Source organism: Austwickia chelonae (assembly GCF_003391095.1).
In the GTDB taxonomy this organism is placed as follows: domain Bacteria; phylum Actinomycetota; class Actinomycetes; order Actinomycetales; family Dermatophilaceae; genus Austwickia; species Austwickia chelonae_A.
Genome location: NZ_CP031447.1, coordinates 2,634,642 through 2,660,704, shown reverse-complemented (window position 1 = coordinate 2,660,704; position 26,063 = coordinate 2,634,642). Strand labels below are relative to the sequence as shown.

The 26,063-nt window shown below is 61.6% G+C and carries 28 protein-coding genes; 17 read left to right on the top strand and 11 right to left on the bottom strand.

From position 1 onward, the window contains the following. The first annotated feature begins 43 nt into the window (after window positions 1-43). The gene (locus DX923_RS11755) at window positions 44-724 is read left to right on the top strand and encodes a glycosyltransferase family 32 protein (protein WP_116115136.1); all 681 of its coding nucleotides are present in this window, start codon (window positions 44-46) and stop codon (window positions 722-724) included. Then, window positions 721-1,806 carry a glycosyltransferase gene (locus DX923_RS11750; protein ID WP_116115134.1) on the top strand — a complete coding sequence of 362 codons (1,086 nt, stop codon included), beginning with the start codon at window positions 721-723 and terminating at the stop codon, window positions 1,804-1,806. The genes DX923_RS11755 and DX923_RS11750 overlap by 4 nt, the downstream gene beginning before the upstream one ends. A 52-nt stretch (window positions 1,807-1,858) precedes the next feature. Here DX923_RS11750 and DX923_RS11745 read toward each other — a convergent pair whose 3' ends face one another. Further along, window positions 1,859-2,662 (bottom strand): flagellin, encoded by an 804-nt coding sequence (locus DX923_RS11745; protein WP_116115124.1) that lies wholly within the window; start codon window positions 2,660-2,662, stop codon window positions 1,859-1,861. A 184-nt stretch (window positions 2,663-2,846) separates the two neighbouring features. Continuing rightward, the gene (locus DX923_RS11740; RefSeq protein WP_162872933.1) at window positions 2,847-4,016 is read right to left on the bottom strand and encodes a class I SAM-dependent methyltransferase; all 1,170 of its coding nucleotides are present in this window, start codon (window positions 4,014-4,016) and stop codon (window positions 2,847-2,849) included. A 181-nt stretch (window positions 4,017-4,197) separates the two neighbouring features. On the opposite strand from DX923_RS11740, the gene DX923_RS11735 reads away from it, so the two are divergent. The 10 genes from DX923_RS11735 (at window position 4,198) to DX923_RS11690 (ending at window position 14,084) form a co-directional block, all read left to right on the top strand. Next, window positions 4,198-5,097: a hypothetical protein gene (locus DX923_RS11735; protein ID WP_116115130.1), complete on the top strand. Its 900-nt coding sequence runs from the start codon at window positions 4,198-4,200 to the stop codon at window positions 5,095-5,097. A 38-nt stretch (window positions 5,098-5,135) separates the two neighbouring features. Further along, window positions 5,136-6,308 (top strand): glycosyltransferase, encoded by a 1,173-nt coding sequence (locus DX923_RS11730; protein WP_162872932.1) that lies wholly within the window; start codon window positions 5,136-5,138, stop codon window positions 6,306-6,308. Further along, the gene (locus DX923_RS11725; RefSeq protein WP_116115126.1) at window positions 6,305-7,615 is read left to right on the top strand and encodes a tetratricopeptide repeat-containing glycosyltransferase family 2 protein; all 1,311 of its coding nucleotides are present in this window, start codon (window positions 6,305-6,307) and stop codon (window positions 7,613-7,615) included. Before DX923_RS11730 ends, DX923_RS11725 begins: the two co-directional genes overlap by 4 nt. A gap of 148 nt (window positions 7,616-7,763) precedes the next feature. After that, a complete protein-coding gene (locus DX923_RS11720) occupies window positions 7,764-8,567 on the top strand; it encodes a flagellin (protein ID WP_116115124.1) in 804 nt (267 codons plus the stop codon). 99 nt (window positions 8,568-8,666) lie between these two features. Continuing rightward, window positions 8,667-10,013, top strand: a complete 1,347-nt coding sequence (fliD, locus tag DX923_RS11715) for a flagellar filament capping protein FliD (RefSeq protein WP_116115122.1) — start codon at window positions 8,667-8,669, stop codon at window positions 10,011-10,013. 11 nt (window positions 10,014-10,024) lie between these two features. Then, window positions 10,025-10,402, top strand: a complete 378-nt coding sequence (gene fliS, locus DX923_RS11710; RefSeq protein ID WP_116115120.1) for a flagellar export chaperone FliS — start codon at window positions 10,025-10,027, stop codon at window positions 10,400-10,402. A gap of 1 nt (window position 10,403) precedes the next feature. Next, window positions 10,404-10,700 carry a hypothetical protein gene (locus tag DX923_RS11705; protein ID WP_116115118.1) on the top strand — a complete coding sequence of 99 codons (297 nt, stop codon included), beginning with the start codon at window positions 10,404-10,406 and terminating at the stop codon, window positions 10,698-10,700. A 125-nt stretch (window positions 10,701-10,825) separates the two neighbouring features. After that, a complete protein-coding gene (gene flgK, locus DX923_RS11700) occupies window positions 10,826-12,310 on the top strand; it encodes a flagellar hook-associated protein FlgK (RefSeq protein WP_116115116.1) in 1,485 nt (494 codons plus the stop codon). Between the two features lie 27 nt (window positions 12,311-12,337). Continuing rightward, window positions 12,338-13,276, top strand: coding sequence for a flagellar hook-associated protein FlgL (gene flgL, locus DX923_RS11695; RefSeq protein WP_116115114.1), 939 nt, complete (start codon window positions 12,338-12,340; stop codon window positions 13,274-13,276). 139 nt (window positions 13,277-13,415) lie between these two features. Beyond that, the gene (locus tag DX923_RS11690; protein ID WP_116115112.1) at window positions 13,416-14,084 is read left to right on the top strand and encodes a hypothetical protein; all 669 of its coding nucleotides are present in this window, start codon (window positions 13,416-13,418) and stop codon (window positions 14,082-14,084) included. A 152-nt stretch (window positions 14,085-14,236) separates the two neighbouring features. On the opposite strand, the gene DX923_RS11685 is transcribed toward DX923_RS11690, so the two are convergent. The 5 genes from DX923_RS11685 to DX923_RS11665 all read right to left on the bottom strand — a co-directional run bounded on the left by DX923_RS11685 (window position 14,237) and on the right by DX923_RS11665 (window position 16,789). Next, the gene (locus DX923_RS11685; RefSeq protein ID WP_162872931.1) at window positions 14,237-14,797 is read right to left on the bottom strand and encodes a hypothetical protein; all 561 of its coding nucleotides are present in this window, start codon (window positions 14,795-14,797) and stop codon (window positions 14,237-14,239) included. Window positions 14,798-14,965: 168 nt separating this feature from the next. Next, complete coding sequence (locus DX923_RS11680; RefSeq protein WP_430732277.1) at window positions 14,966-15,136, bottom strand: hypothetical protein; 171 nt, start codon at window positions 15,134-15,136, stop codon at window positions 14,966-14,968. 176 nt (window positions 15,137-15,312) lie between these two features. Beyond that, window positions 15,313-15,798 (bottom strand): hypothetical protein, encoded by a 486-nt coding sequence (locus DX923_RS11675; RefSeq protein WP_116115108.1) that lies wholly within the window; start codon window positions 15,796-15,798, stop codon window positions 15,313-15,315. 46 nt (window positions 15,799-15,844) lie between these two features. After that, window positions 15,845-16,207, bottom strand: a complete 363-nt coding sequence (locus DX923_RS11670) for a response regulator (protein ID WP_116115106.1) — start codon at window positions 16,205-16,207, stop codon at window positions 15,845-15,847. Between the two features lie 129 nt (window positions 16,208-16,336). After that, window positions 16,337-16,789 (bottom strand): chemotaxis protein CheX, encoded by a 453-nt coding sequence (locus tag DX923_RS11665; RefSeq protein ID WP_240322616.1) that lies wholly within the window; start codon window positions 16,787-16,789, stop codon window positions 16,337-16,339. 565 nt (window positions 16,790-17,354) lie between these two features. Between DX923_RS11665 and DX923_RS11660 the strand changes: the two genes are divergently transcribed. Beyond that, a complete protein-coding gene (locus DX923_RS11660) occupies window positions 17,355-19,853 on the top strand; it encodes a chemotaxis protein CheA (RefSeq protein ID WP_162872930.1) in 2,499 nt (832 codons plus the stop codon). 5 nt (window positions 19,854-19,858) lie between these two features. Then, complete coding sequence (locus DX923_RS11655; protein WP_040321773.1) at window positions 19,859-20,293, top strand: chemotaxis protein CheW; 435 nt, start codon at window positions 19,859-19,861, stop codon at window positions 20,291-20,293. Between the two features lie 69 nt (window positions 20,294-20,362). On the opposite strand, the gene DX923_RS16235 is transcribed toward DX923_RS11655, so the two are convergent. Further along, entirely contained in the window at window positions 20,363-20,524 is a 162-nt protein-coding gene (locus DX923_RS16235) for a hypothetical protein (protein ID WP_162872929.1), read from the bottom strand. Between DX923_RS16235 and DX923_RS11650 the strand changes: the two genes are divergently transcribed. From DX923_RS11650 to DX923_RS11640, 3 genes are read left to right on the top strand one after another with little or no spacing between them, the layout of a single operon-like run. After that, a complete protein-coding gene (locus tag DX923_RS11650) occupies window positions 20,523-20,888 on the top strand; it encodes a response regulator (protein ID WP_006502483.1) in 366 nt (121 codons plus the stop codon). The two genes, DX923_RS16235 and DX923_RS11650, sit on opposite strands and share 2 nt — an antisense overlap. Beyond that, complete coding sequence (locus DX923_RS11645; protein ID WP_116115102.1) at window positions 20,888-22,018, top strand: protein-glutamate methylesterase/protein-glutamine glutaminase; 1,131 nt, start codon at window positions 20,888-20,890, stop codon at window positions 22,016-22,018. Before DX923_RS11650 ends, DX923_RS11645 begins: the two co-directional genes overlap by 1 nt. Next, complete coding sequence (locus tag DX923_RS11640; RefSeq protein WP_116115100.1) at window positions 22,015-22,836, top strand: CheR family methyltransferase; 822 nt, start codon at window positions 22,015-22,017, stop codon at window positions 22,834-22,836. The genes DX923_RS11645 and DX923_RS11640 overlap by 4 nt, the downstream gene beginning before the upstream one ends. Here the strand turns inward: DX923_RS11640 and DX923_RS11635 are convergent. From DX923_RS11635 to DX923_RS17165, 3 genes are read right to left on the bottom strand one after another with little or no spacing between them, the layout of a single operon-like run. Next, on the bottom strand, window positions 22,818-23,507 hold the full coding sequence (locus tag DX923_RS11635) for an ATP-binding cassette domain-containing protein (RefSeq protein WP_205413032.1): 690 nt from the start codon (window positions 23,505-23,507) through the stop codon (window positions 22,818-22,820). The two genes, DX923_RS11640 and DX923_RS11635, sit on opposite strands and share 19 nt — an antisense overlap. A gap of 56 nt (window positions 23,508-23,563) precedes the next feature. Continuing rightward, window positions 23,564-25,699: a hypothetical protein gene (locus tag DX923_RS11630; protein WP_205413031.1), complete on the bottom strand. Its 2,136-nt coding sequence runs from the start codon at window positions 25,697-25,699 to the stop codon at window positions 23,564-23,566. Then, window positions 25,696-26,016 carry a lactococcin 972 family bacteriocin gene (locus tag DX923_RS17165; RefSeq protein ID WP_430732304.1) on the bottom strand — a complete coding sequence of 107 codons (321 nt, stop codon included), beginning with the start codon at window positions 26,014-26,016 and terminating at the stop codon, window positions 25,696-25,698. Before DX923_RS17165 ends, DX923_RS11630 begins: the two co-directional genes overlap by 4 nt. Between the last annotated feature and the right edge of the window lie 47 nt (window positions 26,017-26,063).

The window sequence follows — 26,063 nt, the reverse complement described above, 5'->3', positions numbered from 1 at the left end:
GCGAGTCACGACACACCACCCCGCTGCAGTCACGAGGAGCGTCATGGCCGTGCCGAAGACCCTGCACTTCGTCTGGGTAGGAGACGACACGAAACGTCCTGACGGATGCATCGACTCCTGGCGTCGCCTCAACCCCACCTACGAGATCCGCCTCTGGGGGAACGACGACGTGGAAGGTCACGACTGGATCAACGCCGGTCACATCCAGCAGATGCTCGGCCACGAACTGTGCGGCGTCGCCGACCTGATGCGCTACGAGATCCTCTTCAAATATGGCGGACTCGCCCTGGACGCCGACTCGGCCTGCGTGCGACCCCTCGAGGACTGGGTGATCGAACCGGACGACTTCACCTGCTGGAGCAACGAGCTGTACATCCCCAGCATGCTGGCCAACGGGGTGATGGGTGCCACGCCGCGCTCGCCCTATGTCGCGGCTGTGATCAATCATCTGCACCAGAAGGACACCGTCGTGAACGATCGCGCCTGGAAAACCACAGGACCTGTCGTGACCACCAAGATCTGGATGCAGTACCGCTATCCCCTCACCGTCTGGCCCGCCCACCTCTTCCTTCCTGACTTCCACTCCGGCCCCGACTATGCAGGCACCGGCCCCGTCTTCGCACGACAGTTCTACGGATCGACCTACAACGACCTCGAACCCGGCAAGGACGCCTACGCCGAGATCTCCAGCTACGGTCGCGGCGAACAGGGCGAATCCGCATGACTCCGAGGCTCACCCTCGTCCTGACCATGATCGTCAAGGACGGAGCTCGCGCCATCCGACGCGCCCTGGACAGCGCCGCTCCGTATGTCGACCGCATGATCGTCGTCGACACCGGCTCCGGCGACGGCACCCCCGAGATCGCCCGCGACGCCGGCGCCGAGGTCCACCACTTCCCCTGGGTGGACGACTTCTCCTCCGCCCGCAACCACGCCCTCGATCTCGCCGACGCCGACTGGAACCTCGTCCTCGACAGCGACGAGTGGATCGTCCACGGCGGCACCTCCCTGGCCGGCCTACGCCACGACCACCGCCGGTACGTCGGTAGCGCCCGCTGCGAGAACATCGAAGACCTCACCACCGGACAGATCACCTACGCGGTCAACACGATACGGATCCTCCCCAGAGGGGTCCGCTACCGCTTCCGCATCCACGAACAACCCTGGCACGACCTCAAAGCCTGGCCATCGCCACTGGTCATCGCTCACGACGGTTACGAGCCGACCCTCCTGGAAGGCAAGAGCGGCCGCAACCGGATCCTCCTGGAGAAGCAACTCCAGGACACCCCTGACGAGCCTTACTACTCCTTCCGGTACGCCGAAGAACTCCGCACCCTCGGCGAATACGACACCGCCATACCCCATTTCGAACGCGGATATCGTCACGGTGACCCTGAGGCGCCCTGGCGGCACGGTCTCCTCCTCGGCTACCTCGGCTGCCTCGCCGATGCCGGCCGCTTCACCGAAGCGCTCGCCCTGGCCCATGCCGAGATGGAGCGCTGGAGCCGGTCACCGGACCTGTTCTTCACCCTCGGCAACATGCTCCTCGACTACAGCCTCGCCCACCCGGACAAAGCCGCCGCCCACCTGCCCCTGATCGAAGCATCCTTCCGACGCTGCCTGGAGATCGGCGACCGGCCAGAGCTAGACAACTCCCTCATCGGCCATGGGTCCTTCCTGGCCGCCCACAATCTCCATGCCTACTACGAGAGCATCGGCGACCAGGATCAGGCCGCCCGGGCCGCGGCACTCGAAGTGGAACTGCGTGCCCGAGCCGCCCTGACCTACGGCAGGGCACACCAGTAGGGGGTGGGGGCGTACGCCCCCACCCCCTACTGGTTGATCACTGCGTGTCGGATCAGCCCAGGAGCTTGAGGACCGACTGCGGGGCCTGGTTGGCCTGTGCCAGCATCGAGATACCGGCTTGCTGCAGGATCTGGTTGCGGCTGAACTGCGTCATTTCCTTGGCCATGTCGGCGTCACGGATCCGGGACTCGGACGCGGCCAGGTTCTCCGAGGACACACCCAAGCTCTTGATCGCGTGGTCCAGACGGTTCTGGACAGCACCGAGGCTGGAGCGAGTGGTGGCCACAGCATCGATGGCTTTGTCGATCGCATCGATCGCCGCACCTGCAGTGGTCATCGACAGAGCGTTAATCGTGAGTGTCGCACTGGTCAGTGCTGAGGTGCCGAAGGTCATGGTGTCCGAGGAGTTCGCCCCGACCTGCAGGGTGAACGCCGCCGTGGTGAAGACATCCAGACCGTTGAACTTCGTCCGCTTACCGATCGCATCGATCTCCGAGTTCAGCGCGGTGACCTCGGACTGGATCTGAGAAAGGTTCGTGGTCGAGTTGGTGCCATTGGCCGACTGAACCGCCAGCGTACGCATACGCTGCAGCATCGAGTGCACCTCGTCGAGGGCACCTTCTGCCGTCTGCACCAGGCTGATACCGTCCTGGGCATTGCGAGCAGCCTGGTTGAGACCGCTGACCTGACCACGCAGCTTCTCGGAGATCGCGAGACCAGCAGCATCATCAGCGGCTCGGTTAATACGCAGACCAGAAGACAAACGCTCTAGGCTCGTCTGCGTCGCACCCTGCGTATTGGACAGGTTGCGGTAGCTGTTGAGCGCAGCGATGTTGGTGTTGATCTGCAGACCCATGGTGTTCTCCTTCGTGGATACGGGGTCCTGCCGCGCCTTCCCTGGCCCGACAGCGAGCTGGTGAAAACTGTTGCGCAGTGCTCACCGAATTTCTCATCGTCCAGGGCCGCTTGAAGCTGAGCCAAACAGCAGTTTCATACGTATCTCATTGAGTAACAAGGATTCTCGCTGAGCTGGGGATATGTCATCGAGGACGGCGGATCACCAGGATGTACTGGTAGACGTTGAAACGTGCCCCGGGATCGCTCTCGGTAGACCCATAAGCTCGGACGCATTTCACCAGGGGTTCCGTCAACTGGGGCTCAGGCGGAGGAATCACATTCGCGCCACGTTGCACGACCTCGGTGAGCCCAACGGTTGCGAACATCCGCAGCGCCTCCTGGAGGGTGAAAAGATGCACGTGGGTGCGATCGAGCAAGCCTGCATCCGTGTATTCCCATCGATCCTGGACGAGTGCGGGAATCATGACCGACCAATGAACTGTGTTGGGGATCGATGCCACCACGATCCCGTTCTCGCCCAGGTAGGGCAGCAACCTGCGCAGGGTCTCTTCGGGGTCGAGGAGATGCTCCAAGACATCTCCGAAGATCATGACGTCGAAATAGCCATGTTCGATGGGAAGCTCGGACAGCGAGTTCAGGTCGACCTGATAAGCGGCGTCGAGCCGTCTTGCAGCCTCTTGAACCACCTCGGGCACATACTCCAAGCCGGTGACCTCGACTGCCGGGATGTGGCGTTTAACAGCTGCCCCCAATGCCCCTCCTGCGCAGCCGACATCCAGCACTCTGCGTGCAGTGGTCGGGATCAGGGAAACGATCTCTGGGCGTTCGAAACCGTAGTACCCGTCGTCCGTGCTCTGCCCGCCGGCTCTAGTCCCAGAGGCCCTATCTGAATCGCTCATCGGCGGTTCCGCGGAAGTCGAAGGGTAGGCCCAGGTGTTAACTCGTAAACCCTGCGTCTGTGCGCTCTCTGCTAGATCTAGGACAGCTGCATCGAAACTCATGGCCTCGCCCACTCTCAGTTCGGAGGCGGCTCGTATCGAGAGTGCAAGCCCAAAGACCGATGGTTCGGAAGAAGAGCTGAGAGGAGTTTTGTCGACCAGACGGGTGACATCTGCGGCCTGTGCCAAGCCGGCTCGGAGCTGAGCCTCGAACGGACCCCAGTCAGCCATCTGTTCCCGCACGAAGACCACAGCTTCGAGATCATCGAGAGAAGCAGCAACCGTTGAGATCTCGTTCCATGCGCGGTTGATAGGTTCGTCCGCCACTGTTACCAGGCAGGACTGCTCTCCGACGGTGATGCATTGACGGGCAGGCTCGGTCTGCGCCTCGGGCCGGACACCGAAGACGATCACAGGATGCTCCCTCGTATAGGCCGAACAGATGAGGTCCGAATCGGCCATTGCCTGTGATATCTGACGAATTGGTCATGAAGTGCATACCCTCTGACTCGGATTCGCGTCAGAACCGACTTCGAGGTGTCGATAGGCAGGTGTTCGTCCGCCCATTGCGATGAGACCGACTCTGGAGGCATCTGTGGCTCCGATTCCCGGAGATATCCGCCTCGTCGTCCCCGATCCTCGGCGTAACCTGCACGCCCATGCCTTCGACGAGCTGATCCTGGCCATCACCGGTGGACTACGGCGACTAGGTCTTCGAGTTTCGACGACAACAGAATGCTGCTCTGCTGGGAGCCAGACCATCGTCTTGGCGCCCCACCTTCATGATCGTGCTGCACTCGCTGCGCTGCCTCGCGAAAGCATCCTTTACAACTGGGAGCCCCTGGGCTGGACGCATCTGGCCTTCATGACCGAAGAACTCCTCGCCTTGATGAGGGAATTCATCATTTGGGACTATTCGCTCACGAATCAGGACGTTTGGCGTCGGACTGGTGCAACCAGGGTCGTACATGTTGCCGCGGTCAGTGACCCGATGATCCGCCGAAATCTTCGAGGCGACCATCCAGATATTGATGTCCTTTTCTACGGGTCCCTCAACGAACGTCGGGCAGCAGTACTGAACGAACTGCATAGGGCTGGCCTCACCGTCAAACATCTTTTCGGGGTCTACGCGGATGAGCGTGACCAATGGATTCGGCGTAGCCGACTGGTTCTGAATATGCATTTCCACGAAGGGCAAATCCTGGAGCTGCCTCGGCTAGCTTACTTGTGGGTTAATGCGGTCCCTGTCGTTTGCGAGATGAATCTGACGACCGAGGATAATCTGCAAATGCGAGAGGCTTGCCTACATGCGACCTATGCGGAAATAGTTGACCGCACCATATCCTTGTTGGCGGATCCAGAAATGGTCAGTAGGTCAATTAATGCGTCGATGATGCGGATCGAGCGAGCTGGAGATGCCGCAGCATGGCTGCGGCATGGCATCGTGGAAGCGTACCGCTTGTCCGCGCACGTCAACGCTGGGTCGGTGCGATGAATTACGGAAGCGACCCGTCTCTCGCTGCGATTCTGATCGTGAAGGATGAGGAGGAGCGTCTTCCTGCGTGTTTGGAATCGCTGACTGCTATACGGGAGATCCTAAAAGAGGTCTGCATTTATGACACTGGTTCTTCCGATGCCACCGTGGCGATCGCTCAGCAGTTCGGGTGTCATGTACAGCAAGGGCATTGGGATGATGATTTTGCGCGTGCCCGAAACGAGTCCCTGGCAATGGCCAGTACCGAATGGGTGTTATGGATCGATGCTGATGAGCGACTTCAGGTTGATGCGACCAGGTTGGCCCAGGTGCTGAAGGAGACTTCGAAGAGGGTCTCCTTGTATGGCGTGCATCTGGTGAACAGGGGGCCGAATGGGGCTGAGTTGGGCATCCAGAGACTTCCTCGACTTTTTCGCCGGGGCTGTTATAGTTTTGCTGGCGGTTTGCATGAAAAGCCGGTTCATCTCGATCATGGATATCGGGAAGAGACGGCTCTTCTACCTATGGAAATTGTCCTCCTGCGCCATGAAGGTTATGCTGACGTCGATTCCTGTGTGGCGAAGTCAACCCGGAATATTGAGATTGCCCTCAAGGAACTCGAACAGGCCCCACCTGGCGAGGAAATCGCCGAGATGGATCGGCGCCGTATCAACCTGGCCAAGTCCTATCTGATCGGCCTCCGTTATGCCGAGGCCATCGAAGTACTGACTCCGATCTGGCGGCTAGGCGCTACTTCCCGTGAACGTCATGCAGGAGAGTTGATTACTCTTGCACTGCTAAGCCTGGACGCCACAGACATGGCGCTCCACCTGGCCGAGCTTCTGCGGGGACAGGGCTCCGACCCCGAATATTGTGACTGGCTCATTGCGCGAGCACACCACCAAGCTGGACGTCACCTTCAAGCCGCTGCCTTGCTACAGAAGCTGAGCACGCCGACAGATGCGACCGGTGTCGTCGTGGGCGCGACTCAACTGACGGGTGACCTTGTGCTTGCTCTGGTTGCAGCTGACCGGAGCGAAGAAGCCCTTGCTGTTTGCCTAACTCGTGTGCAAAAAGGAGTCCCAGGTCTTGCTCTGCCGCTGGTGGAACTCTGGGGCGACCGAGACCGCGGCGCATTGTGGCAGTTACTGAGCAGCCTGGGCCCGCACGTCTTGGCCGATGTGCGAGCACAGATCCGTGGTGTTCTCGACAAGGAGGAGATCCCGACGTGAAACGACGACGGAAGGGACATCAGAAATCTTCAGGTCAGTCGTTGATCGATGTGGCGATGATCGTCAAAAATGAGGAAGCCCACATCGCAGACTGTCTTCGGTCGGTCAAGGCACTGCGGCCGCTGTTGGGTCGGATCTGTGTCTACGACACTGGCTCCACCGACCGAACCGTCGAACTTGCCAGAGCCGAAGGCGCGATCGTCCGGGAGGGCTATTGGGACGATGATTTCTCCCGGGCTCGTAACGAGTCCTTGGCGATGACCTCTGCCATCTGGGTCCTGTGGATCGATGCCGATGAACGACTTGTGGTCGACATCGAACGACTCGCAGTCGTGCTGCGGATGACTGCTCAAGCACCTCGGCTGGAAGCCGGCTGGCTCATCAACAAGATGGCCGATGATCCCGGAGGTGCGGTGCAGGCTCGTGCCTTGAGGATCCTGAGGAACAAAGCCGCCACCTTCGTGGGGCGGGTGCATGAACGTCCGATGCGGGTCGAGGACGGGTGCCCGCTCCAACCCTTCACCCTTCCTGAGCGGATCATCCACCTCGTCCACCATGGGTATACCTCGGAGACGATCGAGGGGAAACTGCACCGTAATCTCGCGTTGGCAGAGAACTACGTCGAACGTCTCCGTGCAGGTCAGCCCACTGACGAGGAATTGTCCACCGCATTGTTGGACCGAGGCAGGACTCATGCCGGGCTCGGTCGGCGGGCCGAGGCTGAAGCAGACCTCGAGGAAGTGCTCACCTTGCAGGCACACAGCGCAGTACGTGCCGAAGCGGCTTGTCGATTGGCTGAATTCCAGCTGATGGATGATCACCCGGACGAAGCCTTGGGGTTCCTGAAGGCCATCGAAACAGGCGCGGAAGAAAACAGCCATGTCAGATGGCTACGCGGACGAGCGCTCCATGCCAAACAGGAATTCGCAGAGGCCCTGGAGATCATTCGAAGTGTCGATCGTCCGACCACCCCTCAGGGGTATATGGCGCCTTGGCGAGAGGTCCTGCTGCTCCGTATGGAGCTGGCTGCTCGGCAAGGACACACCGAAGAAGCGCTTTCTGCGGGTTTGGCGCTGGCCACACGCCACGGCGGCGCACATGTCGTCGCCGGGCTGATGATCGCGCTCTGGGGGAAGAAGGAGGCCTCCCAGCTGGCTGTTCTCCTGGCTCAAGCCAGCCAGGACTACGACGCAGATGTGGAAGCAGCCTTCGCCAACCACAGTGAGAGCGGACGGTTGGTCGCACAGGAATACCGGAGCCACTGGGGCCGACCGGCGAATGCCACCCCCACCGGGAGAACAACCTGACCGGGTCCAGCCGGAAAAAGCTCAGCTCCTCCCCGCAGAGGACGAAAAGAAGGGCAGTGAGGAACTAGGGGTTGGACGCCCTGAACTCTCACCATCTGTCGGGCCAGGGAAGGCGCGGCAGGACCCCGTATCCACGAAGGAGAACACCATGGGTCTGCAGATCAACACCAACATCGCTGCGCTCAACAGCTACCGCAACCTGTCCAACACCCAGGGTGCGACGCAGACGAGCCTGGAGCGTTTGTCCTCTGGTCTGCGTATCAACCGGGCTGCTGACGACGCCGCTGGTCTCGCGATCTCCGAGAAACTGCGTGGCCAGGTCAGCGGTCTCAACCAGGCCGCCCGCAATGCCCAGGACGGTATCAGCCTGGTGCAGACGGCAGAAGGTGCCCTCGACGAGGTGCACTCGATGCTGCAGCGTATGCGTACGCTGGCGGTCCAGTCGGCCAATGGCACCAACTCGACCACGAACCTTTCTCAGATCCAGTCCGAGGTCACCGCGCTGAACTCCGAGATCGATGCGATCGGTAAGCGGACGAAGTTCAACGGTCTGGATGTCTTCACCACGGCGGCGTTCACCCTGCAGGTCGGGGCGAACTCCTCGGACACCATGACCTTCGGCACCTCAGCACTGACCAGTGCGACACTCACGATTAACGCTCTGTCGATGACCACTGCAGGTGCGGCGATCGATGCGATCGACAAAGCCATCGATGCTGTGGCCACCACTCGCTCCAGCCTCGGTGCCGTCCAGAACCGTCTGGACCACGCGATCAAGAGCTTGGGTGTGTCCTCGGAGAACCTGGCCGCGTCCGAGTCCCGGATCCGTGACGCCGACATGGCCAAGGAAATGACGCAGTTCAGCCGCAACCAGATCCTGCAGCAAGCCGGTATCTCGATGCTGGCACAGGCCAACCAGGCCCCGCAGTCGGTCCTCAAGCTCCTGGGCTGATCCGACACGCAGTGATCAACCAGTAGGGGGCGCGGGCATCACGCCCGCGCCCCCGTTCTGGTTTCTGCGTCACTCACCACCAGAACAGGAGGGAAGACCATGGCAGGTGGTATGCAGGTCAGTGGCTTGACCGGGTTCGACTCGGCAAGCATCGTCGCCAAGCTGATGTCGGCCGAACGGTTGGCCGGCGACCGGTACGTCACTGCGCAGAGCACGAGCACCAAACTCGTCTCGACATTGCAGAATCTCAACGGCCTCTTCAAGACGATGGGGGACTCGGCCAAAGGACTGATCCCCGACACGCTTCTCGGTGGGGCTTCGGCCTGGCAGTCGACCTCAGCCACAACCAGTAACAAAGACGTGGCCACTGCCGTCACCGGGTCCACGGCGAAGCCGACCTCGCTGTCGTTCACCGTGGATCAGCTGGCCCAGGCCGGATCGGTGAAATCGGACGCCACTTTTGCCTCAACGGCGACCTTCGGATCAGATTTCACCTTCGACCTCACCGCGGGGGCAGGGGCGGCGAACCCGACCACCAAGTCGTTCTCGGTGACTGCCGGACAGTCACTGGCCGATGTCGTCGACTCGATCAACAAATCGGGCATGGGCGTCACAGCCAACATGGTCCAGGTGTCCCCGGGCAACTACGGGCTCCAGATCAGTTCGTCCACCACCGGTGCCGGCACCGACGTACAGGTGTCCTCCGGGACCCCGCTGGGCACTTTTGCCAATGTGACCACCGGCCAGGACGCCAAGATCCAACTCGGCGGGGCCAACGGTTTCGCCCTCAGCTCACCCAGCAACACCTTCAAGGACGTCGTCCCCGGAGTGACCGTCACCGCGGCCTCGGTGTCGACCACCCCGGTCACCATCGACGTCAAATCCGACACCACAGCCATCTCGGACAAGGTCAAGGGCTTCGTCGACGCGACCAATGCCGCGTTGAAGTCCATGAAGGACAACACCAAGTACGACCCGGACAAGAAGACCTCGGGATCGCTCAACGGTGAGTCCGTCGTCAGGGACGTGCAGTACAAGCTGCAGGCCCTCTTCTCCGGGGCGAACTCCGGCGCCTTGGCCGACGCAGGACTGCAGATCCAGAAGGACGGCACCCTGGCCTTCGACAAGGCCAAGTTCGAAGCGGCGTACACCAAGGACCCGAAGGTGGTCGAGAAGGCCTTCACCGACACGGCCACCAAGGTGGCTGATCTCGGTAAGCAGGTCACCAACTCGGCCGATGGGTTGTTGACGGTGCGGATCCAGGGGGAGCAGGCGCTCCTGAAGGACTACACCAAACAGATCGCCGACTTCAACGACCGGATGACGCTGCGCCAGTCGACGTTGTCGAGGCAGTTCACCGCTCTCGAGACGCTGCTCTCCAAGATGCAGTCCCAGGGGCAGTGGCTCAGCGGACAGCTGGCCTCACTCTCGTCGTCGGGCAAGTAAAAGGAGACTCCATGACGACCGCGGCCCACCTTCGTAATCGGTATGCACAGAACACGGTGAGCACTGCTTCTCCAGCGCAGCTCCTGCTGATGCTGTACGACCGGCTCAGCAAGGATCTACTGAATGCGGAGAAGGCCGCGGTCGCCAAGGATGTCGCAGGAACCCATAACAACCTCGTCCATGCTCAGGAGATCATCACCGAGCTGGCAACGACACTTGATGTCAAAGCCTGGGAAGGCGGCGACCAACTACTCGCGATCTATGAGTTCTGCCTCCAAGAACTCTTCCAAGCCAATGTGCATAAGGACTCCGCCCGTATCCACGGTGTGCGCGAGATCGTCGAACCTCTCCGAGACGCCTGGCATCAGGCTGCCAAGCAGGTGAACTGACATGTCTCGACAGGCTTGGGAGTCGGCGCTCAAGGCGATGGAGGACGACCTCGATGCACAGGAGGAAGCCTTGCGCACCGGGAATGTGACCGAGGTACCGGCCTTCATCGAGCCGGGCGACCTGGGGGAGTTGCCTACTGACTTGGCGGGGCGTGTCACGAATCTGATCCAACGGACAGGGCTCCTCGCGACCTTCGTCCAGTACCAGCTCGTGGCCACGGATGCAGACCTGCGTTTCGAGAGACGTGAGACCAAACATGCAGGGGCGCAAGCGCTCTACCTAGATCGGGCGGTCTGATCGTTATCTCGTCAAGAAGGCCATGAACTGGCCGATAGGAGAACAGCTGTCCAGGAGCTTCCTGGCCGGCCCAGGACAGCACGATGCGGCCCTGCCGCCCTCACGGATGAGGTGAACCACCCCAGATGTCATCTTTCGGAAGCCTGAACCTTGGTGCGCGTGCCATCTTCGCCGCGCAGCGTGGCCTGGATATCACGGGCCAGAACATTGCGAACTCTGCTACTCCCGGCTACTCGCGGCAGCGCGTCGATCAGGTCGCCGTCGGTGGCCCCACCGTCCCGGCCATCTGGGCGAAGTACGACCAGACCGGTGGCGGGGTCCAGGTCACCGGGGTTTCCCGGATGCGGGACGAATTCCTTGAAGCACGCGCCCGTACTGCCCACCAGACTCTCGGCGACCTCAACGAGACGCAGAAGACCTACGAGGCCATCGAGCGGACCATCTCCGAGCCCAGCAACACCGGCCTGAAGCAGCGGATGGCCGAATTCTGGGGATCCTGGTCGACTGCAGGCAGCGACCTCAAGTCCGAAGCGCCCCGCAATGTCGTCGTCGAGCGAGGCAAGGCCGTCGCCGACGAGCTCAACCGTCAGGCCGGCACCCTCGAGGTGCAGTGGAATGACACTCGCACCCAGTTCGACGCCAACATCACCGACGTCAACAAGGCTGCCGCCGATATCGCCAAACTCAACCGCGCGATCCGCAACAACGTGATCAACGGGCTTCCGGCCAACGAACTCGCCGACCAGCGTGACCTCCTGGTGGAGAAGGTGACGACACTGACCGGCGCCGTCTCCGAGAGAGCCGAGGACGGTGTCGTCAACGTCAAACTCGGCGGACAGTACCTGGTCGACGGCAACAAGAACTGGACGCTGAAGAGCACCGGTGCCGGGGACGCGGTCGCCTTCCGGACGACCGCTCCGGACAAGATCGACGTCGTCTGGGACAAGTTCTACGACAACGGTGAGGACATCACCGCCTCCCTGCCCAGTGGCGTACCCGCCGGCACCGCCATGCCGGCCGGGAGCCGCAGCACCATGACGGCGCAGCGCACCGCCCTCAACGAGACGTTGCCGAAGTACCTGGACAAACTCGACGACATCGCGACCACCATCGCCAAGACGGTCAACGACACCCAGGCCGACAACTACACGGTGACCGGTGTGAAACAGGACGCTGCAGCCCCCAAGCTCTTCGTCGACGCCACCACCGGGAACAGCCTGCCCACCGGTGCCCGTGCCGCCTCGAAGATCTCCTTCGCGGGCGGACCCAACGATCTCGCCCTGTCCACCGCCGACCCGGCAACCGGTGCCTTCAACGGTGACAACGCCAAGACGATGTCCACCAAGATGAGCATGCCCAACGGGGCCGACGACAAATTGCGAGGTCTGGTGGTCACCCTCGGGGTCGAAGCGGCCAGCATCTACCGCAATCAGACCGCAGCGGCCAATGTCGCCAAGACCGCCGACGACGCCCGTGACGCGGTCTCCGGGGTCAGTCTCAACGAAGAGATGACCAACCTGATGAAATATCAGCACTCGTTCCAAGCTGCAGCCAAGTTCATCACCGCGGTGGACGCGACGATCGAGTCGCTCCTCAACATGACGCGCTGAGCGCTGAACTGACCAGGAGACACGATCATGCGTATCACCCAGAACTCGATGAACCGGACCCAGATGTCCGGGCTCAACAGCAGCCTGGAACGTCTGCAGAAGACCCAGGAACAGCTCACCTCCGGCAAGCGCCTCAACCGGGCCTCGGACAGTCCGGTCGACACCGTCAGCGCTATGCGACTGCGCGACCAGCAGCGTTCGCTCTCCACGCTGGGAGACAACATCAAGGACGGCATGTCCCGGATGCAGGCGGCCGATGACGCACTGACCCGCAGCCAGACGATGCTCAACAAGGTTCGTCAACTCGTCGTCGCCGGCGCCAACGGGACCAACGGGCCACTGCAACGTGAGGCCTACGCCAACGAGATCAACCAGATCCGCGAAGGTCTCGTCCAACTGGCCAACACCAAGTACGCCGAGCAACCCGTCTTCGGTGGGACCACCACCCAGGCGAACGCCTTCGACCCGACCACCGGGGTCTTCCAGGGCAACGACGAAGCGGTGTGGCGCAAGGTGACCGAGGCCGACGGTGCCGCCGGTGACATCAACATCGCGGTCTCCGGGAAAGCTGCCTTCGGTAACCCGGCCGGCACCGGTCCGGGTCTGCTGGACAAGACCGGTGACCCGGCCACCACAGGCCTGCTCGACCGCATCGTCTCCCACCTGACCTCGACGGACCCCGCCGATCAGGCCAAACTTCAGGCAGACCTCGCCGACCTGGACAAGGCCGCCGAGAAACTGTCCTCGGCCTCCTCGACGGTCGGTGCGCGGGTGAACCGGTTGAACGCGATGGAAGATCTCAACGGTCGACTGGACGACGGCGCGGCCATCGCCCTGTCCAAGGTCGAGGACGTCGACTTCATCAAGGCGGCCATGGATCTGAACATCCAGTCGAATGCCTACAATGCGGCGCTCCAGGCGTCGGCGAAGATCATCCAGCCGTCGCTGATGGACTTCCTGCGCTGAACGGACCTGTCACGAACGCACCATGTTGCACTCGCTGCTAGCTCTGAAAGCCTTGAACGAGGATCAGGACCTTCGTGAGACTGCCGATGGGGACACGTAGTGCGGATGCACCCTCCGCCGTGATCGAGAGGTACCACACGTGAAATCCGACAACGAGCAGAACCCGCGCGTCACACCCGGCGCCATCGCTGATGTGGACGACATGCTCAAACTGGTGCAATCAGCAGTAGCGCAAGCATCGGCTGCTGAGGACACCGTAGCGGCATCCTCGCCGATCCCGCAGCAGAGTCAGCTCGGCGATGCTCCAGACACGCTGGCGGCGCTTGCCCGCAAAATCGAGGACCTTTCCTTTGAGCTGCCAACAGCGCCGGCTCAGATCCGACCTTTGCGACTTGTGGTGGCAACGGATTGGTCATCTGCGACTTTGCCGTTCGCTGTGCTGCGGGGGTATCGGGAGATGATTCCGACTGATGCTCCAGTCGAGCTGGTCTTCGCAGTGGCAAATGATCCGACAGACGTGGATAGCTCAGCGGTGACAGCGATTATTGGAGCGATGGGTGGACAGACCGAGATGGCAGGTCTTCGAGTGGAGTCCTTCGCTGAGGTCAGTTCTAAAGCATGTTTCGGCGCCATCGTGCCCGATGGTGATCCGGAAGCGCTCTTGGTGGAGTTAGGGCATTTCATGACCGTCCTGCATCATTTGTCCGTTATCGTGCGCGATCCTGAATTGCTTTCTCAGCAACAGGTTCCTTTCGACGGGCCGAACCTGGGGCTGGCAGCTCGTCTAACACGTTTCGTCCCGGGCTGACCGCGGTGGTCAGAGTTTTCCCAGATGCGGGGTAGCTCTGAGGTGTGAGGATCACTGAGGTGTGAGGATCACTGCGTTGTCGAAAAATCACCTTGACAGGTGGTGTTCCGGGTGTCTGCTTCCTCCCGTCAACAGCCAGACCACTGCGGCGGTCACTGCGCCGCGAAGGTCGCCGGTCCTTGGACATCGGCCGTATTGCGGCGGATGAGGCGTGCCGACGAGGTCAGAACGGTGGAATTCGCGGCGCCCAGGACGAACCAGGTGGCGCACAGCGCCGTCCACGCCCACCGGTGCGGGGGCGAGGCCAGGAAGCCTGTGCCCACGAGGAGCCCGAGGGGGACCACTGCGGTTCCGGTCAACATGAGACGACGGTCGGTGGTGTGCTCCAGCACGCGGGGGGTGGCCAGCGCGGTGATCATGGATCCCGTGCCATAGGCGGCGAACATGAGGGCGACATCGGACTGTTCCCGGCCCAGGAGCACAGTGTTCACGACGACCACCGCTGTCGAGGCTGCTACGACGAGGTTCATGGCCAGCAGGCTGTGCAGTTCGCGGTGGGCGCCGAAGACCCTTGTGCCGAGGGTGAGTCGCTGAAGGAAGGGCGCTGATTCCTGGGGTGCGGCAGCGGGTAGCGCGGTCATCGCGACCAGGAGCGCCGATCCGAGAAAGCCGGCGACGAGGGCCGCGATCACGGGGGGGGGAGAGGGCGACATAGGCGACCATCTTGATGGTGAGCGCGGTGCCGAGCACGACACCGGCCTGTCCGCCGGCGATGTCGAAGGCGAGCAGGCTCAGGGCCACGGTGAGCAGACCGGTGCCGATCAGCGCGATGACCTGGGCGCTGAACAGCTTCGCGTAGGTGCGATGGTGCAGGACGGTGATCATGACCCGTTCTGGTCCAGCTGCGCTGGTGAGGGGTGGGCGTGGTGGTGGGCGGGGAGGTCATCCGCCGTGTGCTGGGGCTGGTAGATCGCGTCTGCGACGAGCTGTCGTCCGTGTTCGTCGGCGAGCCGGTAGAAGACCTTCTGTCCGTCCTGGCGGGTGGAGACCATACGGGACATCCGTAGTTTTGCGAGGTGCTGGGAGACCCCGGCCGGAAGGCCCCCGACACGGAGTGAGGTCCGGCACCCCATCCAGGGGTGCCGGACCTCACCGGACCGAATCATGCGTGCCACAGGGGAGTGGCGGATCTGCCCGCCCGGAGACCGGTAAGGCCCCGGGCAGCCGATCAGAAGGGGACCACGATGCCGAGGGCGCCCAGACCATAACCCTCGATATCGAGTTGGAAGTCAGCCCGCTTGCCGAGGCCACGCAGCAGCATGGCCGCATTCGTGGGGATGACCGAGCCGGGTTGGAAAACGGCATTGAGTTTCAGGTGGGTGTCGTTCTCCCCGACATTGAACAAGGAGGCGAAGATATTCATCACCTCGTAGAAATTGTCGTAGAGCGCAGCGGGGAGCTCGACATTGTCGATAGCGGTCTGCGCCCCGGTGGGAGGCACCAGGCCCAGAGCAGCGCCTGCCCGCGCCGCAAGATCCAGATCGGCGCAGACGATGGCCTTCGTGTCGATATTTCCGTCGACGTACAGACCGGTGCAGCAGGCGCGCCGCGCGGACGGTACCACCGGCTTGTCCATATGGGCGATCGTGACCGTGCGGCCGAGAAGGTCCTGGAAAAGGTCCTTCACAGGCTTCGGCTCAGGGATCGGTGTCATGACGTGTGAGGTTCTCGCTTAAAAGTGCGTACCGGGTAGGGAAAGATCAGCCGAGGACAGGTTTCAAAGCTTCTGAGAACATGTCGGCGGTGAACGGTTTGGCGATCAGGAAGAGCGCCCCGGACTCCGAAGCCTGCGAACGCATCGCGTCCGAACCCTCGGAAGTGACGAAACCGAAAGGCACATTGTTGCCCTCGGCGCGCAAAGCCTGCAGGAATTCGATGCCGCTCATCTCCGGCATATTCCAGTCGGACAACACCATGTCCGGGCTGTTGGCCTTCACGGCTTCCATACCTTCGGCGCCGTTCTCACATTCGATGATCTCAGCACCGTCATATCCGGCCTGACGCAGCGTCCGGACCACGATCATGCGCATGGCGCGGCTGTCATCGGCGACTACGACCTTCACAGTTTTCTCTCTCTCTGAGCGTCGGGGCGGAGGACCGGACGTCGAGGACATCGCAGACAGGCGCCCGACGTCGTGCTCGATGCCCGGGAGTAGCCGCCGACCCGGTGGACGGGGGCGGCACGAACCGGGTCAATTCTTTTGCGGGCGATTCCACACGGTGAGGTACATCGAGAACCCGTCGGCGATATAACCGGCCTCCAACAACGGCCGACCGCCGGGCACCCGCAACGTCGGGCTCTTCCCGGACGCGACGACCGGAAGGGACAAGGTGCTGGGTTCAGGAAGCAGGGACTTGATGTTCCCACCGACCATATTGGTGAGTTCGCCGATGCCATCGGCGATGTCGTCGTCGGAGGCCTCGTCGTCGGCCATGCCGAACATCGTCGCTGCGAACCGGCGGGCGCCGTCTGCATTCATCTCCATGGAGATGAGACAGTCGGTGGCCCCGGTGACGCCGACAGAACCGGCCACTGCCGTGTCGGTCTCCGGGCGAGGCATGTCGACCGGCTCGGCATCTATGCCGAGCATGGAACTCCACACCTCTTGAATGATCTGTGCGACATCGTCGCTGGACAAGTGCATAACGCGGTCCTTTGTGAAGTCCTTCGGGTAAGGCCCTTCGGAAGGTAGGTCGGCGGCTGGCCTGTTGTACTGCACGGGTCGGGTCTGCTGCCCCGCCCGTACGGCCTGACCACACGTGGACGACGGCCTTATCGGCTGTGACACAAGGGACTTGAGCACTTCATCGCTGGTCACGGGCTCATGCTTTCCGATAGGTCCGTGGCGTGCGATGACGACCTTGAAGGCAGGGGTGGCGCGATGCCCCGGAGGTGCACTTTCGCCGTTGTCCGGAATCGGCACACCTCCCCGGCTTCGTAGCGAGCGGACCCTACTGAGCGCCGAACGGTCGCTTCAACCGGGCCAGCTCGCCCCTGGACCGGTCCGTGTGCGACCGCTGAGGGTACGAACAGCCGGTGCCGATCAGGAAAGAGAACGGCGAAGAGGGCACAGAAGAGGACACAGAACAGGATGAACGCCACCGTGCCCGTGAGCGATTGGCCACGTCGACGATGAGCGACTCACTCAGATCCGCTGTCGCGGTGCCGATTGAAGGCTCGATTCCCCACATCTCACGAGGAGCTTGCCGATGGAAGGCATGGAGGAGATCGTTCAGGAGTTCCTGATCGAGAGCCACGAGAATCTCGACCAGCTTGACCAGGACCTGCTCGCTCTCGAACGCGACCCCGGCTCCCGTGAGTTGTTGTCGAGCATCTTCCGGACCCTGCACACCATCAAGGGCACCAGTGGCTTCCTGGCACTGCACACCCTGGAATCGGTGGCGCACGCCGGCGAGAGCCTGCTGAGCAAGCTCCGCGACGGCGAGATGGCCCTGACCAACGAGATCGCGACCACCCTCCTGGAAATGGTCGATGCGGTCCGAGCCCTGCTGGGACATATCGAGAACGACGGCAACGAAGGCACCGAGACCTACACCGACCTGGTGTCTCGGCTGCACATCCTGCTCGAAGGACGGTCACCGGCCGCCGAAGCCGCTGGCGGCGCGCCGACCGCAGCCGTCGCCGAAGCTCAAGCCGAAGTCGTCGAAACCGTCGTCGAAGCGGTCGAACAGGCCGAACACGTCGCCGAGAATGCACCCAGCGTGACCGTGGAAGTACCGGTCGCCTCGCACGTTCAGGTCGTCGTCGCCGAAGGATCCAGCGCATCCTCCGCGCCTGCACCGGCCCCGCCCGCAGCGCAACCCGAGCCGGCGCCCACGCCGCCACCCGCCGCAGGAACAGGCCCCGGCGGCACCTCAGAGCCGACGATCCCCACCGCGCCTGCCGCCGCCGCGAAAGCCGCTGACGCCGCCCAGTCCACCGCAGCCCAGGCAGCCAACCAACCGAAGCCGAAACCGGCCGCCGCTGGTGACGGGGAAACTCAGCAGCGCCGCAGCGTCGCCGACTCCAGCATCCGCGTCGACGTCGACCTGCTCGACACCCTGATGAACCTCGTCGGTGAACTCGTCCTCACCCGAAACCAGCTGATCCAGCGGGCCGCCGCCCGCCAGGACCAGGAACTCATGCGGTCCATGCACCGCCTCAACCTCGTCGCCGGTGAACTGCAGGAAGGCGTCATGAAGACGCGCATGCAGCCCATCGACAACGTCTGGTCGAAGATCCCCCGCGTCGTACGTGACCTGTCCAACCAGATGGGCCGCCAGATCCGCGTCGAGATGGAGGGCAAGGACACCGAGCTCGACAAGACCATCCTCGAAGCGATCAAGGACCCGCTGACCCACCTGGTCCGCAACTCCTGCGACCACGGCATCGAGCAGCCCGACATCCGCATCGCCAAGGGCAAACCCGCCGAAGGACGCCTGCTCATGCGAGCCTTCCACGAAGGCGGACAGGTCAATATCGAGATCATCGACGACGGTGCCGGGATCGACCCCGACAAACTGCGCGACAAGGCCGTGGAGAAACAACTCATCTCCCGCGAAGAAGCCGATCGGATGAGCGACCGGGATGCGATGCACCTCATCTTCCGGGCCGGTTTCTCCACCGCCGCCGCCGTCACCAATGTCTCCGGACGAGGCGTCGGCATGGACGTCGTCAAGACGAACATCGAGAAGATCGGTGGCGTCATCGACATCAACAGCGTCACCGGCGAAGGCACCACGGTCCGCATCAAGATCCCGCTGACCCTGGCCATCATCCCGGCCCTGCTCGTCCGCGGCGACGAGAACATGTTCGCCATCCCTCAGGTCAACCTCCTCGAACTGGTCCGCCTCGACCGGGAACAAGCCGCCGCCCGCCTGGAGACCATCCAAGGCACCCCCGTCTACCGGTTGCGCGGAGCGCTCCTCCCGCTCGTCGACCTGCGCGAACAACTCGAATCCGAGCAGGTCGACCACGACACGACCTTCATCGCCGTACTCAAAGCCGACGAGAAACAGTTCGGACTGGTCGTCGACGACATCGAGGACACCGAGGAAATCGTCGTCAAACCACTGGGCAAACAACTACGCGGCATCAACCTGTACGCCGGCGCCACCCTGATGGGCGACGGCCGGGTCGCCCTGATCCTCGACGCCAACAGCCTCGCCGCCCGCGCCGGCATGATCAACGACTCCGGCGAGGCAGCCAAACGGGCTGCCGAAGAAGCCGCCCGCCGCTCCCACAGCGACGCCACATCGCTACTCGTCGTCAAACTCGGCAACGGACGCCGCGCCGCGCTGCCGCTCAAGGTCGTCGAACGACTCGAAGAATTCCCGATGTCCCGCGTGGAGACCGTCGGCTCCAACCAGGTCGTCCAATACCGTGGCGTCATCCTGCCGCTGCTGCGCCTCGCCGACGACTACGGCACCTACGACGCGATGGAGGAGAACACCCCGCTCCAGGTCGTCGTCTGCCAACACCGCGAACAACTGTTCGGTTTCGTGGTCTCCCAGGTGCTCGACATCGTCGAGGACGAACTGGCGATCCGCACCCACCTCGACACCGGTGGAAACCTCGGATCCGCCGTGGTCAACGAGCATGTCACCGAGCTGCTCAATATCGACCACGCCCTCATGGGCATGCTGCCACCAGAGCTGGAGACCTACGGGCAGCAATTCTCGGACGAAGACTACGCCGGAGCACGGTGATCACCATGGCCAACCAGTACTGCACTTTCCGCCTCGGCGGACACCTCTTCGGGGTCCCCGTCGACACCGTCCAAGAAGTACTGCGTCAACAAGACCTCACCAAGGTCCCCCTGGCACCCAAAGCGGTCTCCGGACTGATCAACCTCCGCGGACAGATCGTCATCACCGTCGACCTACGCCACCAGATGGGACTACCCCCCAGAGAACCAGGAGAGACGGTCACCAACGTGGTGGTCCGCACCTCCGAAGGAGCGACCAGCCTCCTCGTCGACGAGATCGGTGACGTTCTCGAACCCGACCTGGACCGCTTCGAAGCCCCACCTGAGACCGTGCCCACCCAGGTACGTGACCTGGTGGTCAAGGTCTGCAAACTCGACCGCGACCTGTTGCTGGTCCTGGACGCCGACAAAGCCGTCCTCGTCGGCGGAAAGGCAGCCTGAATGCACCCAACATCGGGTGCTTGACGAGACTGCTTGAGAATTCGGTGATTTCGCCGATGGGGAGATGACCTACCGCTCGTCCTCGATATGGAAGGACCGCAGCACCCGCGCCCCCTCCACGCAGACCGAGCCCCGGGCCCGACAGCCCACGCCGTACCCGCCACCCAGCGGAACCGCCCCACCCGGCGCCCCACCCCGGGACGCCCCCAGACTCAGCAAGAGGACGAACATGCGTGCACTGGTGATCGACGACTCACGAGCCATGCGGACGATCCTGACGCGGACCATGGACAGCCTCGGCTTCGAGGTCGAAGCCGTCGGTGATGGCGCCCAGGCCCTCGAAGCCGTCCAGCGCGGACCACTCCCCGACGTCTGCCTCGTCGACTGGAACATGCCCGTCATGAACGGCCTCGAATTCATCGTCGAGGTCCGCAAGAACCGCGACTGGCGTGACATCACCCTGATGATGGTCACCACCGAGGCCGAACAAGCCAATATCGTCCGTGCGCTCGCCGCCGGTGCCCACGAATACGTGATCAAGCCCTTCACCACGGAGATCATCGAGGACAAATTGGCCATGCTGGGGCTGCTCTGATGGCATCCAAGATCCGAGCGATGGTGTGTGACGACTCGGTCGTCATACGCCGTCTCGTCTCCGACGTCCTGGCGCAGGACCCGGAGATCGAGGTCGTGGGCACCGCCGTCAACGGCAAGAACGCTCTCGACAAGATCCCTATGCTCAAGCCGGACATCCTCACCTTGGACGTCGAGATGCCCATCATGGACGGTCTGCAGACGCTCGTCGAGGTCCGCAAGACGTACAAGAAGCTCCCGATCATCATGTTCTCGACGCTGACGGAGCGGGGCGCCGGCGCCACCCTGGACGCCCTGGAGCGCGGAGCCTCGGACTATGTCACCAAACCGGCGAACGTCGGTTCCCTGTCGGAGTCGATGGAAGCCGTCCGTAGCCAACTGATCCCCAAGATCAAGTCGCTGACCGGGCGGGTTCCCCCGCAGCCCCGAGTCGCCCGGCCGGCCTTCGGCGGGGCGCCGTCACCCGGGCAGGCGGCCGGGAGCGCGGCGGCGGGTCCGCTACCGACGCCCACCCCTGGCGGACGGGTCGACATCGTCGCCATCGGTGTCTCCACCGGTGGGCCGGACGCTCTGACCACGGTGGTCAGCGCGCTACCGGCGAACTTCCCGGTTCCTGTCGTCGTCACTCAGCACATGCCGCCGGTGTTCACCCAACTCTTCGCCCAACGACTCGACGGGAAAGCGAAATTGTCCGTACGGGAAGCCGCCCAAGGTGACTCGGTGAAAGCAGGACAGGTGCTCATCGCCCCCGGCGACTGGCACATGCGTTTCCAGCAGAAGGCGAACGGGCCCGTGGTCGTCCTCGATCAGGGGCCGCAGGAGAACTACTGTCGTCCGGCGGTGGACCCCATGTTCCGGTCGATCGCGGAACTCTACGGAGCGCACGTGCTCTCGGTGATCATGACCGGGATGGGCAGCGATGGTCACCGGGGTGCTGAACAGATCATCCGGAGCGGGGGGAGCCTGATCGTGCAGGACGAGGCCACCTCCGTCGTGTGGGGCATGCCCGGAGCAGCTGTGCACGCCGGGCTGCCCTGCGACGTCCTGCCGCTCGGCAAGCTCGCCGAGACCATTACCGAGCGAGTGAACAAGGCCCGCTCAGGTGGGCCTGCTCCCAGGAGGACGCCATGAGCATCTCCGGCACCGATGTCGACTTCATCAGTCAGGTGGTGCGGGCGCGGGCAGCGATCGTGCTGGACCGCAGCAAGGAATATCTGATCGAGTCCCGCCTGCAGACCTTGGCCCGCGAACGCGGTGACGCCTCGGTGGCCGAGCTGGTCTCGAAGCTGCGTCAGCAGCCGAACGGCCCGCTGCGTGACCAGGTCGTCGAGGCGATGACCACGAACGAGACCTCCTTCTTCCGGGACATCCACCCCTTCCGGGCGCTGTCCGACACGATCCTGCCCGATCTGCTGGTGCAGCGCGGGCGAGAACGTTCCTTGTCGATCTGGTGTGCGGCCAGTAGCTCCGGCCAGGAGCCGTACACCATCGCGATGCTGGTCCAGGAACTGATCGGTGCCGATCCGAGCTGGCGGGTGCGTCTACTGGCCACCGATATCGACACCCAGATGCTGCACCGCACCAAGGAGGGCATCTACAACCAGTTCGAGGTCAACCGTGGGCTGCCCGCGCAACTGTTGGTGCGCTATTTCGCCCGGCATGGCATGAATTATCAGATCGACGTCCGGCTGCGGAACATGGTGGAGACCAAGTTCCTGAACCTGGCCGAGCCTTTACCACCGATGCCGCCGATGGACATCGTCTTCCTGCGCAATGTGTTGATCTACTTCGACGTCGAGACGAAGAAGAAGATCCTCGCCCAGGTGAAGAAGGTGCTGCGCCCGGACGGTTATCTCTTCCTGGGTGGCGCGGAGACCACGATGAATGTCGACGAGCAGTGGGTTCGGCACACCGTCGGACGGGCGACGGTCTACCGATTGCAGTCCTGAGCTGTTGCAGGGTGGGGCGGTTCGACGGTCGGCCCGGACAGGGCATTGATGTTCGCTGTGCTCAGGTCGAGGACGGAGTGGCAGTTCTGGGCTACCCGGTCACTGTGTGTGGCGATGAGGACGGCACGTCCTTCGTCGGCGAGTTCGTGAAGCAGAGTGAGGACGACATCCTCGTTCTCTTGGTCAAGTGCTGCTGTCGGTTCATCGGCGAGGATCACTCGGCTCGGTTTGAGGAGTAACCGGGCAAGTGCCACTCTTTGCTGTTCCCCGCCACTGAGCAGATGGACGGGGTCGCTGGCTCGTCCTGCGAGGCCGACACGACTTAAGGCGTGTTCGACATCGGGGCGAGGCATAAAAGCGCGTGGTCGGGCAGCGAGATCAAGGTTTTCTCGGACTGTACTCTCCTCTATGAGAGCGTAGTCCTGGAAGAGATAGCCGAGAGTGTCTTGTCGAAGGCGGCGTTGCCGTCGACGATTGGTGTGCAGGATGTCCGCACCGTCGATGAGGACGCGCCCGCTATCAGGGGTACTCAGCAGTCCGATGCAGCTGAGAAGGGTCGATTTTCCGCTTCCACTGGCACCGCGGATAGCCAGCATCTCGCCTGATGCCACAGTGAGGTCTAATGCGCTCCACAGATGGTGCTCCCCGAACGATTTGCGAAGTGCTTCCACACGCAGAATGGTGTTTGCCGTCATGGCGGGCCTCTCCAGTGGTAGTTGATCTTTTGTCATGCCTGATGAGTCGCACGGATTTTTTGGTCAAGCACCTGAAACATGATCAACAACGAGATCAGGCCAATGGTAAGGACAGATACGCAAGACATCGGCATGGAGGAGGCCCATGACATTATGTGTTCGGGATTAGCGCCACCTGCCATTCCTGAGGTGCGGGCCTGGGTGTATTTGCTGATCGCCTGCCAGGCGAAGAGGGCGAAAAGAGATGCCCATAGCACCGTTTCGGTGACAAAGGCTCTCCGATAGTTTCGAGCAAAGCTCCAACCGTGGATTTTTCTCACGTAAGTGCGTCGCCTGTATACCGTGGCGTACGCAGAGATAATGCCGAACGATGTCGCAATCAGTGCGGCAGCTCCGGCGAGAAGTCCGATCAGAGTGAAGGCAAAATTTCTACTGGATTCTTCGAACCGCTGAGCGGAGGCAGATCCAGCTAGCTGAACACTTTGGATCACCCTCGATAACTCGGGAGTCTTCTCAATTTCCTTGCGCGTTTGTTCAGCGTCTTTAGCGAGAACTCCACCGGATGTTGCTGCACTGACCAGCATGTCCTTGGTGAGGAGTTCCGCGGGGACGGTGATCACCGCTGCGGCATCGATGCTGGGAAGAATTCCCTGAGGGTTTACTTGGGCGCCATAAGTAAATTGCTTGCTTTGCTCGGGAAGGTCTGGTGCAGTTCTGAGTTCAACCGAGTTTCTCAGTAGGGGGTTCAATGCCTTTTCAATGGATGAGCGGTTGGGTCTGATCTTATCTGGAGAGCCGGAGCGCACTGTGAGAGTGGCGATCCCTTTTTCCGTTGATAGATGTTGTCCTTCTGGCGCGGCAACTGAGGCAGGGTGGCGGGCTGGATATGAGCTGTCGACGACGAGGATCTCCATGGGTAGGGAGGAGTTCTCGGCGGAGGCATGGGTCACATAGGCTATGTGGAGCTCTCCCTTTCCTGCTTTCTGCTCGAGCCATGAACCTATCGTCTCGCTCATGGCTTTCTCAGAATTTGCATCCACCACCTGAGATCCTTCGCCTTTGAAGAGGAATCGGCCGGCATTTGCGCTTTCTGCCGTCCATAAGGATCGCTGTTCTTTGAACCGCTGCAGGTCAGCACCTGAACCATGAGCTGTCGCGGTCATAGAAATGAGCATAATGGCGATAGGGGCTCGAAGTGCGTAAGTTCCACCAATCACTGGGATGCCATTGAGTCGCCCTTTGACCTGGCTAAGGATGTCGGTGGTATTCCACACGATGAGTGAAACCGTTGCCTGGATGAGAAAGAGCAGTAGAAGGGACGCTCCGCACAGGATTGCGGAGAGCTCTATATAGGAGACGATCTGCGCTGCTCCATTGTAGATCCAGAGGAAACAGGTGGCTCCTGTCATGCACGCGATGGATGCGGCGAGCGTAATCCGCAACATCTCACGAAGGTCTCCGGCTAGAACAACGCCGATCGCATGTCCATGCATTCTTTTAATGCCGAAAGATTTGCTTCGCGAGAATCCGGAAGCCACGATGGAAGCCGCGAGGGCACCAATAATGCCTATCGCGCTCCACATCACGCCAGATTCACGTTCGAGAAATTTAAGTGGGCTTATTTGGCGAGATTCGGTGACAACGAACCCGTGAGATCGCATCTTTTCAGCAAAGATATGTGCTTGCCCGAGGGTGCCATAGATAAGATATTTTCCAGCCCAGCTCTCCAATTTATGACTCTCGAGAGGGTGAGTGGATGTTTTCATATTTCGGTTGACGTCTGGGTAAGTTGAGCTGATTATGCTTGCCGTTGACTCCCCTGATCGCGGTTGAAGAACAAAAAGAGACCTCTTTTTTTCGGGCTCCGCCATGTCTTCCTGGTATTTACCCAGGGTGATCTGCTCATCTTGCGTAAAATATTTCATCTCAGTAAAGATGGCTTCGCGGGACGACGAGGTGTTTCCGCTGACGGATACGTGGTTCGGGCTTTTGGCGAGCGGAATCTCTCGATCTGCCGCAGACAGTAAAATGAATGCGAAGCAGAAGCAAGAAAATGTGGCGACAATATAGGGAAAGTGCTTTAAATTTTTCCTCATATGAAAATCTCCTAGAGAATCAGGCAGCCTGGCGCGTGCTTCCTTTTGAGCTAAAAATGTGCCTGTGGTCACGGCGCGTGCTGATCGCACTGCGACCACGATCTATTTATCAGCAGATCCTGTACCAGGCTTGGTTGCCGGTGAAGGAGAGTTGAGTACGTGCATATGACCATTGGCCCGAGCCGACGCAGGGTGAGCGAACAAAGTTTTTTGCCCTGTACTGAAGATCCATGTGACTTCGACTCATGGAGGTAGTTGGAATAGTCGCGTCCGTGCTTCCATACTCCGCCCTCGGGGGGGGTAACTACGTCAGCAAAAGCGGTTCCTCCTCCAAGTGCGATTAGACCTGCGACGGGGATGCGGGCCAGGTGTCGGCTGAGCTTACGCATGTTCCAAACTCCGGTAGAATTAGGAGAATTTTCCCTGCCATTCGATA